Source organism: Geomicrobium sp. JCM 19039, from assembly GCF_000698145.1.
GTDB lineage: Bacteria > Bacillota > Bacilli > Bacillales > Marinococcaceae > Geomicrobium_A.
The window spans coordinates 86,268-106,418 of sequence record NZ_BAXB01000010.1 but is presented as its reverse complement, the minus strand read 5'-3'; the positions used below and the strand labels follow the sequence as shown (position 1 = coordinate 106,418).

At 42.9% G+C, this 20,151-nt stretch carries 16 protein-coding genes; 4 read left to right on the top strand and 12 right to left on the bottom strand.

Translation table 11 applies throughout. The annotated features are described in order from the left end of the window. Position 1 precedes the first annotated feature (1 nt). On the top strand, positions 2-523 hold the full coding sequence (locus tag JCM19039_RS11440; RefSeq protein WP_052398729.1) for a PepSY domain-containing protein: 522 nt from the start codon (positions 2-4) through the stop codon (positions 521-523). Here the strand turns inward: JCM19039_RS11440 and JCM19039_RS11435 are convergent. Further along, positions 520-1,344: an alpha/beta fold hydrolase gene (locus JCM19039_RS11435; RefSeq protein WP_042427220.1), complete on the bottom strand. Its 825-nt coding sequence runs from the start codon at positions 1,342-1,344 to the stop codon at positions 520-522. The genes JCM19039_RS11440 and JCM19039_RS11435 overlap by 4 nt on opposite strands. 127 nt (positions 1,345-1,471) lie before the next feature. On the opposite strand from JCM19039_RS11435, the gene JCM19039_RS11430 reads away from it, so the two are divergent. Then, complete coding sequence (locus JCM19039_RS11430; RefSeq protein ID WP_042427217.1) at positions 1,472-2,464, top strand: hypothetical protein; 993 nt, start codon at positions 1,472-1,474, stop codon at positions 2,462-2,464. Positions 2,465-2,478: 14 nt separating this feature from the next. Here JCM19039_RS11430 and JCM19039_RS11425 read toward each other — a convergent pair whose 3' ends face one another. The 7 genes from JCM19039_RS11425 to JCM19039_RS11395 all read right to left on the bottom strand — a co-directional run bounded on the left by JCM19039_RS11425 (position 2,479) and on the right by JCM19039_RS11395 (position 11,511). Further along, positions 2,479-4,584, bottom strand: a complete 2,106-nt coding sequence (locus JCM19039_RS11425; RefSeq protein WP_042427215.1) for a Z1 domain-containing protein — start codon at positions 4,582-4,584, stop codon at positions 2,479-2,481. 159 nt (positions 4,585-4,743) lie between these two features. Continuing rightward, positions 4,744-6,213, bottom strand: a complete 1,470-nt coding sequence (locus JCM19039_RS11420; protein WP_042427212.1) for a YdiU family protein — start codon at positions 6,211-6,213, stop codon at positions 4,744-4,746. A 557-nt stretch (positions 6,214-6,770) separates the two neighbouring features. After that, positions 6,771-7,358: a hypothetical protein gene (locus JCM19039_RS11415; RefSeq protein WP_042427209.1), complete on the bottom strand. Its 588-nt coding sequence runs from the start codon at positions 7,356-7,358 to the stop codon at positions 6,771-6,773. 107 nt (positions 7,359-7,465) lie between these two features. After that, positions 7,466-8,290 (bottom strand): MetQ/NlpA family ABC transporter substrate-binding protein, encoded by an 825-nt coding sequence (locus JCM19039_RS11410; protein WP_042427206.1) that lies wholly within the window; start codon positions 8,288-8,290, stop codon positions 7,466-7,468. Between the two features lie 14 nt (positions 8,291-8,304). After that, positions 8,305-8,967 carry a methionine ABC transporter permease gene (locus tag JCM19039_RS11405; protein ID WP_042427205.1) on the bottom strand — a complete coding sequence of 221 codons (663 nt, stop codon included), beginning with the start codon at positions 8,965-8,967 and terminating at the stop codon, positions 8,305-8,307. Continuing rightward, a complete protein-coding gene (locus JCM19039_RS11400) occupies positions 8,960-9,694 on the bottom strand; it encodes a methionine ABC transporter ATP-binding protein (RefSeq protein WP_052398728.1) in 735 nt (244 codons plus the stop codon). Before JCM19039_RS11400 ends, JCM19039_RS11405 begins: the two co-directional genes overlap by 8 nt. A gap of 1,091 nt (positions 9,695-10,785) precedes the next feature. Beyond that, entirely contained in the window at positions 10,786-11,511 is a 726-nt protein-coding gene (locus JCM19039_RS11395; RefSeq protein WP_052398727.1) for a hypothetical protein, read from the bottom strand. A 662-nt stretch (positions 11,512-12,173) separates the two neighbouring features. On the opposite strand from JCM19039_RS11395, the gene JCM19039_RS11390 reads away from it, so the two are divergent. Beyond that, a complete protein-coding gene (locus tag JCM19039_RS11390; RefSeq protein WP_042427204.1) occupies positions 12,174-12,776 on the top strand; it encodes a histidine phosphatase family protein in 603 nt (200 codons plus the stop codon). Positions 12,777-12,815: 39 nt separating this feature from the next. After that, positions 12,816-13,247, top strand: a complete 432-nt coding sequence (locus tag JCM19039_RS11385; protein ID WP_042427203.1) for an NUDIX hydrolase — start codon at positions 12,816-12,818, stop codon at positions 13,245-13,247. An 877-nt stretch (positions 13,248-14,124) separates the two neighbouring features. Here the strand turns inward: JCM19039_RS11385 and JCM19039_RS11380 are convergent. The 4 genes from JCM19039_RS11380 to JCM19039_RS11365 are packed head-to-tail and all read right to left on the bottom strand — an operon-like array spanning position 14,125 to position 20,083. After that, positions 14,125-15,369, bottom strand: coding sequence for a M20 family metallo-hydrolase (locus JCM19039_RS11380; protein WP_052398726.1), 1,245 nt, complete (start codon positions 15,367-15,369; stop codon positions 14,125-14,127). A 32-nt stretch (positions 15,370-15,401) separates the two neighbouring features. Further along, complete coding sequence (locus JCM19039_RS11375; protein WP_042427200.1) at positions 15,402-17,954, bottom strand: acyltransferase; 2,553 nt, start codon at positions 17,952-17,954, stop codon at positions 15,402-15,404. Then, entirely contained in the window at positions 17,938-19,035 is a 1,098-nt protein-coding gene (locus tag JCM19039_RS11370; RefSeq protein WP_052398725.1) for a glycosyltransferase family 4 protein, read from the bottom strand. The genes JCM19039_RS11375 and JCM19039_RS11370 overlap by 17 nt, the downstream gene beginning before the upstream one ends. Continuing rightward, entirely contained in the window at positions 19,007-20,083 is a 1,077-nt protein-coding gene (locus JCM19039_RS11365; protein ID WP_193744214.1) for an O-antigen ligase, read from the bottom strand. The genes JCM19039_RS11370 and JCM19039_RS11365 overlap by 29 nt, the downstream gene beginning before the upstream one ends. Positions 20,084-20,151: the final 68 nt, after the last annotated feature.

Genomic DNA, 20,151 nt, shown 5'->3' with positions numbered 1-20,151 from the left:
CGTGAAGAAACTATTAATCATTACAAGTTGTTTGGCAGTCATTGCTGGAAGTGCAACCTTGATTTCACTTTTCACCGCAAACGCAAACAACACAATAATTGAAGAGCAAGAAGTTACAAGAGCAATCGAATCAATGTATCCTGGCACTGTACAAACAATTGAACTCACTCACGAAAACAATGACCCGCGTTATGAAGTTGAGATTGAGAACCGTCATGGCACTTACGATGCGGTTATTGATGCCACGAGCGGTGATATGCTTCACTTAGAGCAATCCGAAGCGATCGAGCTGGAATCCCCTAATGATCAGGAAACCGAAAAGAATGAAGATGTATTAATTAGCCCTGAACGAGCTGAAGAAATTGCTCTAGCTGAAGTGGAAGACGGGTATGTTGATGACCTTGAGCTCGAACGAGAAGATGGACGTGTGTATTATGAAATCGAATTAGAAACGAGCCAAGGGGAAGTAGACATGGAAATTGATGCCTACACCGGTGAGATTGTGATTATGAGCTTTGATTAGATCGTTTGCTCGAGAAACTTATGGAAACCCCGTTCTTCTTCAATGAATGGAAAGTGACCACTATTTTCAAAGGTAGTCAACTGAGCGTTCGCAAGCAGATGTGAAGCTTCTTTCGTATGACGGTGTGGGCATTGCGTATCATAGCGACCTGAAAATAAATACGCTGGCACTTTAACCGTTGGAAGCGCTGGACGAACATCAAACTTCTTTACGGTTTCAATAAAATATTGAAGCCTCTCATGGTGAATTCCACCATCTTTCGGACGTGCCATCATCGTATGGTACGTTTCTTTATTATAAAGAGAAAACTCTGTCCTCGTTTTGTGAAGGGCTTGCCTCTCTTCTATATCCGTTGCGGTTTTTAACTTCTCCATAATTTCCTTAATCGTACTCGCATGAGGGTTACGTGTGCTATAAATGCTATCTTCATCATCTAAATAAGCAAACGACGGCGTTAGACCCCCGGCGATAATCTTTGTGAGGCTGGATGGTTTTTCCACTGCATATTGGAGCGCAAGCATGCCACCAGCAGACGTGCCCGCAAAAGCCCAAGCTGAATATCCAAATGCAGTTCGAATCGCTTCAAGATCTTGAATGGCCGTCTCCATGCTATACTCTTCCCGATCGTTAATCGACGGTGATTCGTGACACCCACGCAGGTTGATGAGAATAACTCGATAATGTTCACATAATTTTTGGACAAAGAAATCCCCATTCCCTCGAAACGATTGATAGAGGTGAGTAACCGCGACCGGCTGCCCCTTTCCCTCTGTATACACTTCAAACGTCCCCCGTGCTGTTTGTATTCGACTTCTTTTCATTTTGATCTCCTCACCTACCCTTTAAGTAAATAAAACATATCACCAAGAACAAGAGGTGTCCACGTTTCACCCCCTACATGTTAGGGAATATCTACCAAAAGAAGCTTCTGAAGGAGGCGTTCATTGGATGAGAAAGAGGCTGACGTTTGTCGTTCCAATCGTACCATTTCTCATGATGACTGCTTGTTCTGACGAAACGAACGAACCAATCCAGAATGAAGAAGCCGTTGATATTGAGCCTGAACCAGAACAACAAGAAGATCTGGAAAATGAAGATACTGAAATGGAAGAAATTAAAATAGAAGATGCTGATCATTCAGAATCCGAACAAGAAGACGGACCGATTCACGATGAAATGTTCGTTGATGCTCCTTTTCTTCTTCACACAGATGTAAATTTTCTAGATAATGTTTCTAATGAAGTTATGATGGTAGACATTGAGCGTACAGAGGAAGAAATTGCTCGAGCGGATCAATTTTTACTGTCATTACAACAAAGTGACACGACCCAAAATGACATTTTTTCGGCAATTGATGAAACGAGTATGGATGAAGGAAATGCTTTGTTATACTTCTCGTTTGATGGTCCCATGAGTATGGCTTCTACCGAAAGTGCCATCTTTTTAGATAAGTTGCACTATACAGCGGATATGTATGGCATCGAGACGTTGTTCTTTTTTGAGGACGGAGAACCTGGGGCGATGTTTGGGGAACTTGCAGAAATGGAAGCAGAAGACGTTGAAGTCACTCCGAATCGAGGATATTACGTCTACGAACAAGACGGTAATTCAACATTTGCACGCATTGCCGATATTGAAGACATTGATGAGAATCAAGACTTCGGTGAGACACTCGAAGCGATGCAAACCGTCACGGCTCACGAGGAACATTTCCAGCCAGGCATTTCAAACCTCGTTACAATCCATGACGCTTGGACGGACGACGAAGGCACCGCTCAAGTCCATTACGCAGTGACGGATCCTGAAAGCTGGAATGACGAAGATGAGAATGCATTTTTCAAAGCATTACAGCTCACCGCTCTGGATTTCGGGGCTGAACGATTACGGTTGGTCGATGAAGGAAACAAAGAAATTATCGACTACCGGCTGTTGGAAGAGTAAGAGCGAGAGAACCTTTAAGGTCTCTCGCTTTCTTTCGTTTTTTTGGCAAATACGGCTGTTTGACAGTTTAGCGGAGCGACAATGATTGGCCACCAAAATGGTGTGCCCATCCATCCATGTTGCTTCTCTCCGTTTTGTCGCAATAGTATAATGGCAGGTTCTGTTTGCGCCAAACGCTTTGCTGTACCAAGTTCACTGTTGTGACCACTCGGAGTGTCTGGCGCATCTTCAACATTTCCTTCTGAATCAAAACGCCGTATGTTCCTGTTTTTCCGTACAATTACCCATACGTGACCAGTGCTCATGTGCCGAAGTAATGCCTTTTGTTCATCTGGGTCCCAGGAAAATCCTGGCTGCATATGAATCGTGTGTCCAATTTCGTCGATAAGCTTCTCGACAATGTCGATGGGAAGACGCTCGGGTTGCTGTACCTGCACGAGCTGTTGATCGAGCCAGTCGATTGATTTTTTCAGATGGGTTTTATAGCCTGTCTGAAACCCAACAGGCAAAAAGCGCTTATGAGGCTTGATGACATTTAAATCAGACAGCAGCAATTTATTCGGGCTACATGGGATAATCTTGTTTTCGTCATCTTTTTGGATGAATATAACTTGCTGGTCGTCTCCTCCTGATTCGATCGACACACGCAGTGCTTGATCAAATTCATGCACTCGTTTCATCATTTCGTAAATGTTTCTCGACGTATAAAACCTTGTCACGGCTACGTCTTCAGGATCTCTCGCTCCGTAAAGCCTAGAATGTTGAAGAACGGTATCTTGTTGGTAACGGTTCGGATTTCTTCCATAATAAAAGCCAATCAGCTGATTAATTGTGACGCCCCGGTCAAGGATTTGACCGCCGATAAAGATGTTCATTGGGGATGAAAGACGAAGCTGTCCGGTGTGGTCAAGTAATAAAGACACGTCTTGTTCCGAATTCACAACCGAGGTGAGCACATATTCGTCTTGCAAAGCTTTTTGTACATCTGCGATCACCGTTTGTAAACTAGGAATGTCGCCAATGAGCGTTTCTTTCACATTTTCAAATGAAGTTTGGACGAGTTTTTGCCACTTGCGCGGCTCCTCATCGATGAGTTTGTGCAGCTGCGTCTCAATATGTTGGACAATGGTTGCTTGCCAAACATGCGCCGCCTTGCCTCGTTCTGTGTGCATTATAAACGCATATTTCTGTGGCTTTTCGCCTTTGTTTTTCTGTTGAATTCTACGTATCGTTGCCCCGACTAAAAAAAGGAGAAAGGCTTGCCGAAGTCCGGCCACATTTCGACTCGTAAGCAATGTTTCTTTTTTAACCCTTCGTAGGTCTTGTTTTTTCAGTGTCGTAAGTTCCGCTTCTTGAATCTCTTGGAAGTAACGATCAGCATGTTCACTTTCAAAAAATGTTTCACCGCCTACGTATTGTTTGAACGTAGGGACGAGTTCAGTGAACGCGGGTCGTACCGGGGCAAAAACTTTATGGTCATGGATTTTTCGTTCATCAGGTTGTAAATATAATGAATACGGAGTCGCGGTCACTTGGAGATATGCAGACACCAGGCACTTCTTTCGCAATTGATCAATCTTTAGAGAGATGACTCGCACATCGGTCACATTTTTGCGCTCATCCCGCTCATACGAGACACTGGCAAGATCTGCCTCGTCGTCTACAAACAACACATTCCGCTCTGAAAGACTCGGATAAGTAGTGAACATTGCCTCTTGGATGCGATCCATATTCTTCGTTTCTTTCTTTACGATAAATATGAGTTTTTTAGAAAGGTCGTAGTTTCGAAGGTTCGGTGGCATGCGCATAATATCAAACACCCGTACCTGATCTCTTTCTATTAGATGTGCGTACTCTTTAGACATCCGTTCATACGTCTGCTTGGCAAGCGCATTGGACGCTTTTGTAAAAATGATCGCAACGTCCATCCCTTGATCAAAGCTCCGACCGATTACACCGATAAATGCCCTCGTTTTACCTGATTGGATTTTCCCGAGCAACATTCCTGGTCGTTGATGAGACGTGCTCTCCATCATAAGTTTGTCACTTGTTCTCTCAATGACTTTCTGAAGATCATCACTATATTCGTTCGTACGTTTTAAGTATTCATAAATTGTCATCGTGCTCGGCTCCTGGTCGTAAGATTCCTACGGTAGCATAACATAAGAACACGTGTTTGGCTATGTGTATGTACGGTATGTGAAATTAATTGAATAAGAAACACGTGCCCCCCCCCCGTCACTAGTTGACGTTGTAGACGAGGGGGCACGTGTCACTTCTTAAGTGCCGCAATACGTTTGATACGGCGCTTTTGTATCCGCTGGAGGTGCACTATACTCATGTTGTTCTGTCGTGTAAGCAAACGGTGTTCGTAGCTGGGAAACAAGCTTTTCTGCAACGGAGAAATCATTGTGTGTAACCGCAGCTTCAATCGCTTCCTCAACTCGATGATTTCTTGGAATGATCGCCGGATTGTGTGTTTTCATTCTCTCCTGTACTTGGTCTTTTGAATCTCCTTGACGAGCGAGCCTCTCCTGCCACGACTGGTGCCAATCATCAAACTCACTGAGCCCATACAACCCTGTCTCTTCAAGTTTTCCAAGCGTTAGATTACGAAATGTGTTCGTGAAATCTGTTGATCGTTTTTGCATCATTTCAAGCAGGTGACCGATGATTTGTCCGTCTTCTGGTTCCTCATCACGAAGACCGATCTTCCCTCTCATCCCTTTGAGCATGTGGGCATGATACGCTTGTTGGAACTCATGGATGGCATCTGTCGCTAGCTCAACAGCTTCGGTTTCATCATCATGGAGGAGTGGCACGAGCGTCTCCGCAAATCGCGCTAAATTCCAATTCGCAATGTACGGTTGATTGCTATACCGGTATCTTCCCCCCGTATCAATGGAACTAAATGACGTTTCAGGATCATACACATCCATAAAAGCACAAGGACCATAATCAATCGTTTCCCCGCTGATCGTCATGTTGTCTGTATTCATGACCCCATGAATAAAACCAACCTGTTGCCAATTCGCGATCAGTGCCGCTTGGCTTTGAACGACGTGATCTAAAAGATACAAGTATTTGTTTTTCTGGTCTTTCGCTTCAGGAACATGTCGTTCAATTGCATAATCAGCAAGCTGTTGAAGAAGCTCGTGATCTTTTAACCCGCGCGCATATTCAAACGTGCCGACACGCAAATGGCTCGCTGCGATCCGCGTAAGTACGGCTCCTTGCAGCTCGGTTTCCCGGTACACAGGTTCACCCGTTGTGACGACAGCCAAACTTCTCGTTGTCGGTATGCCGAGTCCGTGCATCGCCTCACTCATCATGTATTCACGAAGCATCGGACCCGTTGCTGCAAGGCCGTCTCCCCCTCGTGAATATGAAGTTCGTCCAGATCCTTTTAATTGCACATCGAAGCGTCTACCGTCTGGAGTCATCTGCTCCCCAATCAGCATCGCCCGGCCATCACCAAGCATTGTGAAATTCCCAAATTGATGCCCAGCATACGCTTGTGCAATGAGTGCAGCACCGCTTGGCTGCTCACTCCCTGATAAAAGACGGGCGCCTTCGTCACTATCAAGTTCATCAACATCTAGCCCGAGCTCTTTTGCTAACGTTCGATTAAACAGCTGAATTTCTGGTTGGCTCACTTGGCGTGTACGTAATTGTTCATAGAACACACCTGGTAACGATGTGTACGTATTGTCGAAGTTCCAACCCCCAGCTACTCGAGTCTCCACCATGAGATTCTCCTTTCCATTCTTAACGTCATCCTAACATATCGGACCGTCGCCTTTGAAGAAGAGCCCGTCGATGGATACAGACGACTGTAAATATAGAGTGTTGATGTTTCGTTTCCACCGTCTTGCATAGGACACGGAATGAATTGACGATCTATGAATTCCTACAACATGACTTCTGAAACGTAAGTTAAGAAAGATTGGGGCTATACTCAGTTATTTGTATTCTTTATCGATATGGGTTTAATATACCGTCAACATCATTAATGTGAGTCTTCTTATTGATGATGGATTCCGCGGAATATCTACTTCCAAAAACCATCTATCGGAAACAGATTCACTCATACGTGGCCACTTTCGCATCGCTTTAATTCCAATCGATGAACATCTCGTTCCAAACAACCATTTATGGAAGTAGATCTAGCGCTTTAAGAAAAAAGCCGTCTATTTCCAAAGCTTTCTTCACTTTCTTGATCACACATGCAACGTCTATAGCCCGATGTGATTTCTTGCTCCACAAACGAGCGAATGGCGCCCGCTCAGGCGCCATTCTGTTCATTCTATGACTCAATAAAAGACGCTGTAAAGTCTACTGCATTATCTTCTGTTAATGAGTCTGTCAACACGTAGTGCAATACATAATCGTAGTCACCGACTTCAAATGAATGAACGACATACGGATCTCCACCTTCTTGTTCATTTTCTTCAATGAACACGGTTGTTCCGGCAATCTCCTCTTCAGAAACATCGTTACCTTCATCAGCAATTTCAGGACCGACTTCTACGCGTATATCTGGTGTCGTATCATACACACCGTATATATACTGAACACCACTCGTCTCTTCTAACTCTTCAATTTCTTCATCACTATACGACTCTCCATCTACCGTCTCTGAATAGCCTGCTTCGACAACCCCTCTTCCTTCAGCAGAAGAAATGTAGGCAACGTCTAGCTGATCAGATTCCGGGAATGACACATTCATTTCCAGTATGTTCTGAATATGGTTGTTTGCATCAGCAACAGAATCATACATTTCTGGATTTTCTAGATCTACATCTGGTTCTAAGTCTTCATCATCAGCGACTGGCGCGCAAGCCACGAGCAGTAAGCTACATCCAATTCCAGCAATCCCTACGTGTAACCGCATCTCCATCTCCACCATTCCAACAAGGTTTGTTCTTCTATACCCGCTTCTGGTTGTCATTAACCGTAGAGCCCGATAAGCTCTACGGTTCGTTGGAATTTGCGAATGATTTAAAACGCGGGAATCGCCGTTTCTGAGTAATTATCTTCTAGAAACTGTCGTACTTCATCGCTCATCATTGCTTCTTTTAGTTTTTGGATCGGTTCGGAATCCGCATTGTCCTCTCTAGCTACAAGCGTAATGGCAAATTCATTTTCTGTACCTTCTGTAATGAGACCATCCGCTGCAGGAGTGAGACCTAGAGGCTCTGCATACGCAGGCGTCATAACGACGGCATCCGCATCGTCGTACATTCTTGCTAGCATTAACAAATCAACTTCTTCAAAATTATAATCATTAGGATTTTCAGCAATGTGCGTTTGTGTATAGTATCGTTCATCTGTATCTTCTAGTTCAATGACCCCGTGTTGCTCGAGCAACTGTAAAGAGCGATCAATGTTTGAAATGTCATTGGCGATCGCAATCGTTGCCCCTTCAGGAATATCTTCCATCTGTTCATATTCCTCTGCGTATACACCATAATTGGCAAAATAGATCGATTCTATTGGTGTAAGTTCACCATCGTTGTTAAGATTGTATTCCTCCATAAACGGCACATGTTGGAAAAAATTCGCATCCACTTCTTCATTATGAAGGGCATCGTTAGGCTGAACGTTATCGCCAAGCACGACGATATCAAGGTTTATCCCGTCCTCTTCAAGCTGGGATTGGGCTAATTCTAAAATCTCCGTCATCGGTGGAATGAGCGTTGCAACTTCTAATGTAATTTCCTCAGCTTCTCCCTCTTGCGATTCGGTCGTTTCTTCTTCCTCAGCTGTCCCACATGCAGATAGAACAAGCACAAGTACGGAAAGTAAAGGTAGCAGCTTTCTCATGATGTTTTCTCTCCTTATCGTTTATCTATTTTTCTTGCTACGTATGTTCCTGTAAATTGAATGCTCTGTACAAGGATGACCATAATGACAATCATGTAAAGCATAAGATCGGTTTGGAATTGTTGATACCCATAGCGAATGGCAAAATCACCAACGCCCCCTCCACCAACGACACCCATAATTGTGGAGTAGGAGATAAAACTAATGGTAGACGTCGTTAAACCGAGTACCAGGCCAGAACGTGCTTCAACGAACAAAAAGCGGAATACGACTTCTTTTACAGAAGCGCCCATCGCCAATGCCGCATCAATGACCCCTTTAGGAATATCTAATAAAGATTGTTCAACGAGCCTTGAGTAGTGAGCAAATGCGATGATTGAGAGCGGAACCGTTGCCGCTGCCGTTCCTATTGCTGTACCCATAATCAGCCTAGTAAAAGGAATTAAAAAGACGACGAGTAATAAAAACGGAAACGACCGAATCACATTGACGATGAGATTAAGTGTGGAAAAAATCCAACGGTTTTCTAATAGTTGTCCTTTGCGACACAAATAAAGAAGTGTGCCAACAGGAAGCCCTACGAGTACCGCGGCCAAAATTGAAGCCCCTACCATAATGAACGTTTCCCCAATCGCTTGCCAGATCTCTCCTTGATACCGAAGAATAATTTCAGGCATCGTCTGTCAGCTCCTCTACGAAACGTTCAGGACTTCGGTCACTCGCTTGAATGCCTGTCTTGACGATCGGGATTGTTTTATAAATCGCACCTTCGGACATGACAGAAACACGGTCACAAACGCTTTTTATTACATCCATCTCATGACTAACAATGACGACCGTCACCCCGAGAGTTTGGTTTATATTTTCTAAAACCCCGAGAATTTCTTTTGTCGTATGGGGATCTAACGACGATGTCGGTTCATCACAAAGCAACACATCTGGTTGATTTGCGAGTGCTCTTGCAATCGCCACCCGCTGTTTTTGTCCGCCGCTTAGTTGTGCAGGATACTTTTCTCGTTGCTCCGTTAGGCCAACAAAAGCGAGACATTCTTCCACTCTCGACCGCTCTGCCTCCTTTGAAACCCGAGCCAATTTTAAGGCAATGGCGACATTTTCATAAACGGATTTATTGGCGACGAGATTGAAATGCTGAAAAATCATACCAATCCCTTTTCGAGACGCGCGCAACTTCCGTTTTGACAGCTCGGTTAAATCTTCATCTTTGACAAAGACCTTACCCTCATCGGGAATTTCCAATTGATTCATAAGCCGCAGGACTGTAGATTTCCCCGCACCACTCGCTCCAATTATCCCGTATACTTCTCCTCGATCAATCAATATATTCACGCGGCTAACTGCTGTGAACGTTCCATAGCTTTTTGATACATTTTTTAATCGAATCACAAAAAATTCACTCCATCTACTCTAGGGTGAATGCAACTTTTCTATTATAGTATATGTTTTCTCTCATGTCATTTGTCTGATAGACTTATCAGGAAATCTTACATAAACAACCCCTCATGATCATGTTCGAGGCTCGTTTCCGTTTGAATTCATTCTAAAAAGTAAGCGATATCATCAACAACAGAGCTCGTCTGAGAGTAAGGAGAACCGCTGGCTTCCCTCTGTTCATTGATTCTACATAGGATGAACTTAACATTTTCCTAATTACCCAGTTTGTTGTTGCTTTCCACTTCAGGCGGATGCTTGCACTCCAGAGCATAAGGGCAACATCGGCGGCCAAAAGACAGCCACCGTGTTTTCTTTACACTCCAGAGCATAAGGGCAACATCGGCGGCCAAAAGACAGCCACCGTGTTTTCTTTACACTCCAGAGTATAAGTGCAACATCGGTGGCCAAAGTACGCCCACCGTGTTTTCTTGACCGCGGAGGACCGGCCGAGCCTCCTCGGTCTAACGACCTGCGGGGTCTCGTCTCGGCCCAACTTCTACAGGCGTCACCGCCTTTCGTTCCAAGCAACGGTACTGAATAGACGACGTCGCTGAACTGGGGTTGCTCAATATTAGCATTCAACTCGATCCGTACACTTTGGAGGCTAATAGTAGATACTCATCTTTTCTACGTCTATTGAAACCGATGATGATCGATCTCAAAGTCGATGAACTTTAGGCTTTAACGGTTGGTCTACCATTCGTTTGTGAAGAAATTCTTTAGTTCAACTTATATACATGGAAATTCCCCCGTAAAAACGACTATGTGGGAATTTCATGGTCATCTCAGTCTCTCCTTGCTCAAATCCCCACATAGAAAAGCGAAATCACCACATAAACACGTTAACGATGGGATTTAGTATCAATTAGTGAGGCTAAATCATTAAAATCCCCACATAAACTTACTGTGCACTGGTTGGTCATCCGGGGTAGTGAAATGAAAATCTTCCATACAACCATTTATGGTAAGATTCCCCTTAATTTGCAAGATGTATGGTTGAAAATCCAACCCTTTGAACTGAAAATCTTACCATTTATAATGCACTACCAATCGTACACGTTAATCCTTGGCCACATAATGCCGTAGTCGTTACATGGAAATGCCGGCTTTCTTTCCTCTGTATCGCAAAGAGAACATAATGATAATTGGTACAATAACAATTGTTGGGCTGACCCATAAGAGAAGAGAGACTTCACTAATCGTAAGGAGTCTAGGTGCACCAAAGAGATAAAGGCAGTAATGGCACTAACTCCGCAGCTAAGCATACCTGTAAGGTGTTCAACAATCCAATTTGTTTTGTATTTAGGTTTAGTTGCCCAGTAAAGAAGCTGACTCATACCTAAGAATACGCCTATAAAAGGAAACCAAGTGAGGAGCGCATCATTGAGAGTAATGCCGAACACAATCACAATAAGTGCGCTTAAAGTTAAAAAGCTTGAGTTCATCCAGTCAAACCAAGCGTTATGCTTCCCTTTATGCGCTTTAAATCGCAATACCCGCAATCCGTGCATCGCTGTTACATAACTCAAAACAGCGATAAAAAATAAAAAGATACTAAACGAATATTCAGAAACCGGAACGTTACTTGTGGTCAGTGTAATAAGGACCATTCCCACGCTCGTTCCAGAAATGACAAACATGGAAACTGTAAAGATCCAGCCCGTAAAGATATGGATTCGACCACCTTTTTTCACTACGACAGGTATAAACAAAAAAGCTAGCGAGATAAAGCCCGCAATGACGTGGGTCACGAGTAAGATTGAGTACATCGTTCACGCTCTTTTCACAGAATGTTTGTTTACCATTTGAATGGAAAGTTATAGGAATAGAAACTCAATGACAAAAGGTTTTACTTTATGGAGTCACAGTGTAATCTTCTTGTAGATTATCTTTAATTGGTTATTAGTTTGTCATTATAGACATCATAATACAGCCATCACCTATACTTGTAGCTGAAAAACGAGGGAATAGAAATTAACTAACAATTCACGAGAAAGCCGAGCTAGTATTACTATAAAGTTTCTTCTTTTGTCAATTGATTCTTGAATGGAATGAGTTTCTTTGGTATCGTAGTAAGTCGATTTAAATGACAAATATAACGCCTCTTACAAGTTGATTATATATCAAAAATGGTATATAGAGCGAATTTTTGATTTATGTTCTTTATAAAGGCTATGCGTCATCGGTTATTCCACAGCGGCTCTTATACTAAGCGTAGTAGCAAATAAGACAGAGGAATTATCCTGTTTTAGTAAACAGAATATGATGACTGATTGGGCGTTATGGCAACTGCTCTTGTAAACACTCGGCCGCTGTTTCACTAACGAGTCAGACAATTTTTTAAGAGACAAATTATTATTTTGAACATTCATTATTTACTTTTGGTATTACGCTGTAAGCAATCATTATTTAGAGAAGAAAGGAAAAAAGCATGCAAATACTATTAATTAGACATGGGGAATCAGAAGCAGATCTTTTAAATGTACATGAAGGAAGAGCAGATTTTGAATTAACAGAAATGGGTAGAAAACAAGTGCAAGCTTTAGTACAGAGAGTGCAAAAGGACTTTCCACCAGATCTTATTTGGTCAAGCACATTAAAGCGGGCACGGGAAACTGCTGAAACTTTGGCGGAAACTGTTGGGTGTCCGGTGAACCTTGAAGCAGAATTAATGGAGTTTAATAATGGTATTCAGGCTGGTATGCCTTTTGAGGAAGCAAAAAAGCATCCGGTGCCAAAATTTCTCCATGATCGTTTTGAAAATGGGGAATCTTTCATAGAGTTTCGAATGAGAATTGAAACGATATTTTCTAAAATAGTGACAGAAAATACGCATGACCGGATTGCAGTTGTAGCTCATGGTGGGGTAATCATTAGTATACTACGTGCTTTTTTCCAAATGCCAATGAACATGGATTACTATTTTAAAATAGGGGATACAGGGATTAGTATGATAGAACTCACAAATGCAGATAAAAATAAAGTCATCCATTTTATCAATGATACGAGCCACTTAGAAAGTACTTTTCGCTAATTCATTTGCCAATAACGCGAACTCGAAAGGTTTGAAAAAATGATTAGAGTAAATGTAGTCTATGCACTTATTTATAATGAAGAAGAATCAAAAGTACTGATGGTAAATAACATAGGTGGTGAATGGTCGTTACCTGGTGGTGCGGTTGACGAGGAAGAAACTTTAGAGCAAGCACTAATACGGGAGGTCAAAGAAGAAACCAACTTAAAAATTTATGCTGGAGATGTTATAGCTGTAAATGAAGCAAAGTTCAAAGAGAAAGGGCATCACGCATTATTTATAACTTTTAAAGCCAAAATCATTGAAGGAACAATTTCAATAATTAATAAAGAAGAAATTTCTAATATAGAATGGGTAGACATCAAACGGGCAGATCAGTTAATGCCTTACCATCCAACCGGCGTTGTCGGTTGCTTACAGCATCCTCACCATATGTATATCAGGATTCATAGAAGGGTTGTTTCGGATTGATTTACAGCCTATAAGAGAGAGGCCAGCTTTCGGTTTTGGGGCATGCTGCATCGAGATCTTACACAACGAACACATGGTGGCTTATAATGAGATCGTGTTTAAAAGTCCCTTCGCTCTGCTTCCACTGACATAGAGCTAACTACCTTACAATTGAGATCGCGACAATTTTGCTGCTCCGATAATGATACTCAAGTAGGTGTCGGCCTAAAGTTCCTCAACTACATTTTGGAAACTTCTTCATAACGTCGTGAGATGCATTCGGTGAGTATTGGGGCACTGAACGTGGTTCAGAAGGCAGAGTCACATATGCACAGGAGTAGGAATTAAAATCCAACCATAAAAACTAGAAATCTTACCATAGCAAGAACAATGGTAAGATTTTAGCCTAATACACTTTCAAGTCTGACAAAATCTGCCCAAAGAGCGTATCCTCCTAAATAAAATCCGCCACATAACTTCGGACAGGTTCGTTCATGTTAATGAGAAAAAAGTTCTCGTTGATCAATAATAAAAACGACGAGACGCTGTTTTCAATGACCTGGAAATAAGACCGAAGAAGCTCGACCAGTCCTCCGCTGCATAGGAAACACGGTGGGCGTCTTATGGCCACCGATGTTGAACTTGTAGTCTGGACTGCATAGGAAACACGGCGGGCGTCCTTTGACCACCGATGTTGAACTTGTAGTCTGGACTGCATAGGAAACACGGCGGGCGTCCTTTGACCACCGATGTCGCACTTTTACCCCGGACGACATAGAAACCAGATCGGCAGATGTTTGACCAACGATGTCCTTCTTATACTCTGGAGTTCACGCCACCCTCTTGCTGTGGAGATCTATAACAATTCGCTTCCCTTAGTTGCTCGCATGAAGCTACTTTAACGAATACGTTCGTAATCCAGCGCTAAAACGGTCTTCAAAAACACGTTAGCCGCCTTTTCGATATCATCGATCCGGCTCTCTTCCAACGGACTATGACTAATACCTTTTAAACTAGGCACAAACAACATTCCTGATGGGGTAAGAGTAGCCATATGAGCGGCATCATGTCCGGCCATACTCGTGACTTGTGCGGAATTTATTTCTGATAGCGTAGCGACATGTTCCATCACATCAATCATCTGCTCGTCCATGTAGACTTCTGCTTGGTCGAGCATGATCTTTTGATCGATGCGAACACCTCTCTCGTTCTCTACCTTCTTTGCTGCAACGTGAAGCTTCGAGATAATATTTTGACGTTCGACCGCATGTTGACCTCGGACCTCCACTACGAGTTGAACGTTTCCAGGCACGATGTTTGCAGCATTTGGCGTGACGTTAAATACACCCACTGTTGCGACGACTTCATCGTTAGATTGAGCTTTGCATACCTTTTCCAGTTCGAGCACGAGTGTGGATGCGGCAACTAACGCATCTTTACGGTCTTTCATAAAAGTCGTACCTGCATGGTTGGCCTCTCCTTGCACGTGAAACACTTCCCGGTATATGCCTGCAATACCTGTTACAATTCCTAGCGGTACATCTTTGTCTAGAAGGCGGCGCCCTTGTTCAATGTGCAACTCTAAAAAATGTGCCAATTCTTTTGAAGAGCGCTTCGTATTATTGAATAGCTCATAGCTGCCTCCGGCTCTCTCAAGCACTTCTGTAAGCACATTTCCCGAAGAATCAACCACACCGTCAATGTCTTGTTGCGTTAGTTTTCCTGAGACAGACCGACTTCCAAACGTTGATAAACCGAATGGATTAGCTTCTTCTCCACTAAAAGAGACGAGTTCAAGCGGGTGATCCGTTTGAATCCCTTGCTCCTCTAGCGTTGCCATCACTTCTAACCCGACAAGCACACCAAGTGCACCATCATACTTCCCGCCACCTGGAACGGTATCAATATGAGAGCCGAACACAACTGCCGGCGCATCTTCTGTCCGTCCCGGTCTTCTTCCCCATATGTTCGCCGCTGGATCAATTTGTACGGCTAAGGATTGGTTTTTCATTTGCTGAACAAGCCATTCTCTCGCCTTCACTTCTTCATCAGTAAACGTCGTTCTCGTGATTCCTTCCCCCCGAACAGCGCCAAACTGCCCCAGTTCTTGAATCCAACGTGCCAATCGCTTCGCATTTATCATCGTATTCACTCCAGTACTCAAGGTCTATCATTTTACTTTAACATAGGCTGTTCAATACGAGAGTTCGCAGTTTTGTCCGTACGTAAGTGATTGCGCTTATAATATTGAAACACTTTCCGTTCAACGAAAAGCCAAGACAATAGAGCAAACAGACATGCAAAAGGAAGGGAAATTATAAAGTTCTGACCCGCGGAAATCTCGGGGAGAAAATGTTGCACGCTTTGTTGAACTGGATAGCCAAATAGAAAGACTCCGTATGAACAGTTGCCAAGTAAACGAGACCATGGGACGATAAGCTTCCTCACGTAGATCGCGTACAACGTCAAGTATGAGCCAAAGAATATGAACAGTTCATGAAACCATGGATGATTCCAAAACACGAGCAAGACAAGAACTGAACCAAACGCGAACGTATGTCGAATCGGGATGTTCTCTTTGTAAACAAAACATAACATCCCGAGTAAAAATACGCGGTACAAAGAAATGTACGTCTCCCCTATAGGTAAAGACAAATAGTGCAAAATGTAGGTGAAGACAAGCAACATGATGAGGACACGCGGCTTCGTCAATTGAAGCAATGACAAAATGACAATGGAAGCATAGTAGACGAGCTCTAGTTGCAACGTCCACAACGATCCATTCACAACGTTAGGATATGGATTGTTCGTAAACACCCCTGGCAATTCTTGTTGCAAAAAAACGATGGTAACTCCTAACAGATACTCCCAAGTTTTTGTGTCCGTCATGTAGCTCATGATCGATTTATCTGTCACAATCGGTCCGATGAAAAACAGAGTGACGAACATGAGCACGACCATTCCTGGAAATAATCGTACACACCTGGCCCGAACAAAACCTTTTACACTCCCCCACCGTTCAAAACTCGCGTAGACGAAAAAACCACTAATAAAGAAAAATAGGATCACGCGCAATAACTCATGAGAATGTTCACCACCAGCGATATGAAAAGCATGAAAATACATCACAAACGCGGCAATGATAAACCGAACCAAATCCAAGTTGTTTTCTTTGCCCATACTAGACATCCGCTCTGCCAGTGCGTGCTTCAGCCTCATCATTTCTGTTCCTTTCTTTATCAAATGGTCGTTAATCACGCAATCGCTTGAGCCGCCATTTCTTCCATTTATGAAAAGCGTTGCCCAATGGTAAAATTGTCGTTTTCCATCAATGAGTGTATATTCTCCGACCTTGGAAAGGGTGTGATAGCCATCTGGATACGCACTTTCCTTATCTGGTTCGATGGCTCTCACGACTACTTCTTCATAAAGTGAAGGAGTGAGCTCGATGATTTCATTTAGCACTATTCGGCCTCCATACGTGTTGGAACAATCTTGGGCAGGTCGATACCATTTGCCATCACTATGAAACGGAGTGCCTGCTCCTCGACTCGAGCAAACGTCCACTTTAACAGGATTCAGCGGGTGCGCTTTCCATTCTCCATGCAAATCATCTGCATAAAACAGATGTAAAGAATCATTGTGTTCTTCCGTCCCTTGACGAGCGACGGTGCAAAACAGCCACCAACGGTCGTCACATTGAATGACCGTTGCATCAAGAGCTTGGATTTCTCGTAGTAAGGTTCTCTCTTGCTGCCATTGCCTGTTTTGCGGCTCGTACCGATATAAATTCACCTCTTTATTTTCTGCTGACTCAGGGATACAATAATGCACCCCATCATACTGGAAGAGATAAGGGTACGATAAATGATGCGGGCGAACGAGTTTCCTTTCAGGGGATTGAATAAACCTCTTTTCCTTCATAGAATATGCGCACGTAGAGATAAACCCATTCGGCTCAGCAATCTTCATTTCTTCTACCAAAATGTTCACATGCTCTCCATCAATCCAGCCAAATGGATCGGCATAATAACTATTCTTTTTACGAGCGAACCACGTAATATCAAAGTCTTCCTCTTGAATTATGTGAGCGATTGGACGCTCAATAATGCCTACATTCCAATATTCATCGCGGAACATCCGATCAAAAAACACTTTTACTTTTCGAGCACCTACCTTTACGTCCATGAGCCGTTTCTTAAAAAATGTTGGGGTTTCAAAGGCTCGATTTTCGAAAACTTCCAGCGACTTTCTATGTTCTAGACCGTGTTCTGCTAACCGTTTTTGCAAATACAGTGCTGGCCAAGCTGCAACCGTTTGAAGAATTCGCCTACGGTTTTGTGCAATAGAATGTTGGATCGTACGAAATTGTCCTTCTTGTACGAGTTGATGATCTTGCCATAACGACACGTGAACAATTGGCTCTTTTCGATACACCTCCCACCACCCTAGCGTATCGATTGACGAGGGGTTCGCTCCCCATACGAACGACCATACCCCTAATGGTGTTCCTCCCCAATTACCCTCACATTCGTTCGTTAGTAGCAAAATAAAATCAAATCGATACGCGTGAATCGGTCGATTCAACAAATCGTTAGTCCAAATGTGCATTGTCGCTTCAGCTCCGACATGCTCCAATTGTTGAATGCACTGTTTTTCCCACTCTGTAAGGTGAGGTTGTGCTGTGACGACGGCAAAACGAACGACGGGTCTATCGCCTCGACTCATAATTTTTGCCAAGCCCTTCATAAGTGTCGACCGTATGCTTTGCATTCTCGATTGCTCGATCATATTGCTCGTGTGTATGTTCAACCATCTTTTCTACAGTGAAATTGTTTTCGATGAATTTTCTTGCGTGCTCAGCTTGTAACAACCGCATCATATCGTTATTTCTAAGAGAAAGAATGCGACTTTTAAACATGTTCACATCGTGTGATCCCATTAAATGACCGGTCTTCCCATCAATAATCATTTCTTCAATCCCTCCACGATTTATCGCAACGACATTGGTTCCTGTCGCCATCGCTTCAAGAATCGCCATTGGAAATACTTCACGGTGAGAGGGAACGACGAGCACATCCATAGTTGAAAGGAACTTTGCCGGTTGCTCAACATTTCCGAGACATGTGATGAGTGGATCAAGACCATGTTCCTGAATCTTGCGATTAATCTCTTCTTTCAACGGCCCGTCACCTGCAATATAAAAATGAATATTCTTCTCGTTACGCATCGCTTTCACTAACTCGAGAAAGAACGCATGGTTTTTTTCTTTAGACAACCGAGCTAGAATACCAATTCGAAAAGGAGTATTCATCATTTTTCGCTCCTTTATTGAAAATTTATCTAGATTAACCCCGTTATGAACGATTGCAATCTTTCGAGGTCTAACACCCATCCTCATCAACTTCTTTTGTTCTAATGCACATAAAACGAGCACCCGTCTCGTAGAACGATTTAACAGCCATGCGTAAAGCCTTGGCATCTTCTTTTCAATCATCGTTTCATTATGTTTCGTATAAACAACAGGGCACCTTAATAGAAAGCAGTATAAGAGCATTCGCAAACTATTGGCATGTACGAGGTTTATATTTTGTTTGCACAGTTTGTATAATCGGAAGAGGTTGATCATTGGCAAACGGGATAAAGGGGTGAACGACACTTCATGACGAAGTTTTTCAATCATAGGCCCAGGACGAGCTGCGAAATACACTTGAACGGTTTTGTCTGTTAGTCGATTGGCAAGCACCACACCGTATGTTTCTGCTCCACCAATCCGAAGTTCATCGGTTAAAAACAAGACCCGTCTCAATGGATGCACCTCTTTCTATAGACGTTGGTTTTCTGAAACGTTCCAAGTAAATCGCTACAATCGCAAGATACAAGAAGAACATGTCGTTGATGATGATGGATAGTGAAATGGTTTGTAAGATAAAGCCGAATAGCGCAAAGGCAAGGTACGGTTTTGTTTGATAAAGGCGTGATTGATAAAGTTGATAGATAACAATGAGAAGAAACGATACGTATACGAATAACCCGATTAAGCCTGCGTCCGCTGCAATATCTAAAAACGTATTATGAACAGAAAGTCTATCCCCGTAATGAAAATCATTGTAAGATGAAAAGTTATACGGACCTAAACCTAACCAATGATTCATCGTAATAAACTCTACTGCCCTCTCCCACAACATGAAGCGATTACTGCCCCCATCACTAGTGAAATCTACCATCCTGGCAAAGAGGATTTCATACAAATTGATGCTAAGATAAGAGATTGAAATCCAATGCAAGGCGATCGCTCCTAAAAGAAGTGACAACACCATTTTTATTTTCTTTAGACTCTTGTGGGTGACGACAAACACGAGCAATAGTATGAGCAGCGCAAGTAATCCTCCTCTTGAAAATGTGAGAACAGACGTGAATACGCATACTAGCAACGCTATCTTTCCTTTTCTCGTTTGCCACATCGTCATATACAGCGCAAAAAACAGTGTGTTATAAAACACATAAAAATTCGGATCATCGACGACCCCAATTAATCGCGGATATCCACGATCCATCATCACCCCATAAGAAACGAGTCGGTCCGTCGGCACGTCCGTTCCGATAACGAGTAAGCCAACGATGTACAATCCGAGACTGATGCCATTAAACAAAACTCCGACGACAAAGAGTGACCACTCAAGTTTTGGTATCGTAGTACTCGTCAGGATCGCTCTCATGAGGAAATAACAGACCAAGTACAAGCCAATGCCAATGATAATTCGTATACTAGAAGAGGCATATAAAGCAAAGATTCCAGAAAAACAATAAATAAAATAAAAACCGAGCATGGCCACTTCAAATGGTTGTAGTTTCACAAATACCATTCTAAATAGATAGAAAACGGTGAACATAAACAAAAAAATCATGTATGGTTTTAGTGAGA

Coding starts and splice junctions, on each gene's coding strand:
- JCM19039_RS11435 (WP_042427220.1), bottom strand. CDS start 1,344: ATGAAAAGAAGTCGAATACAAACAGCACGGGGGACGTTTGAAGTGTAT.
- JCM19039_RS11430 (WP_042427217.1), top strand. CDS start 1,472: ATGAGAAAGAGGCTGACGTTTGTCGTTCCAATCGTACCATTTCTCATG.
- JCM19039_RS11425 (WP_042427215.1), bottom strand. CDS start 4,584: ATGACAATTTATGAATACTTAAAACGTACGAACGAATATAGTGATGAT.
- JCM19039_RS11420 (WP_042427212.1), bottom strand. CDS start 6,213: ATGGTGGAGACTCGAGTAGCTGGGGGTTGGAACTTCGACAATACGTAC.
- JCM19039_RS11415 (WP_042427209.1), bottom strand. CDS start 7,358: ATGCGGTTACACGTAGGGATTGCTGGAATTGGATGTAGCTTACTGCTC.
- JCM19039_RS11410 (WP_042427206.1), bottom strand. CDS start 8,290: ATGAGAAAGCTGCTACCTTTACTTTCCGTACTTGTGCTTGTTCTATCT.
- JCM19039_RS11405 (WP_042427205.1), bottom strand. CDS start 8,967: ATGCCTGAAATTATTCTTCGGTATCAAGGAGAGATCTGGCAAGCGATT.
- JCM19039_RS11395 (WP_052398727.1), bottom strand. CDS start 11,511: ATGTACTCAATCTTACTCGTGACCCACGTCATTGCGGGCTTTATCTCG.
- JCM19039_RS11390 (WP_042427204.1), top strand. CDS start 12,174: ATGCAAATACTATTAATTAGACATGGGGAATCAGAAGCAGATCTTTTA.
- JCM19039_RS11385 (WP_042427203.1), top strand. CDS start 12,816: ATGATTAGAGTAAATGTAGTCTATGCACTTATTTATAATGAAGAAGAA.
- JCM19039_RS11380 (WP_052398726.1), bottom strand. CDS start 15,369: ATGATAAATGCGAAGCGATTGGCACGTTGGATTCAAGAACTGGGGCAG.
- JCM19039_RS11375 (WP_042427200.1), bottom strand. CDS start 17,954: ATGAGTCGAGGCGATAGACCCGTCGTTCGTTTTGCCGTCGTCACAGCA.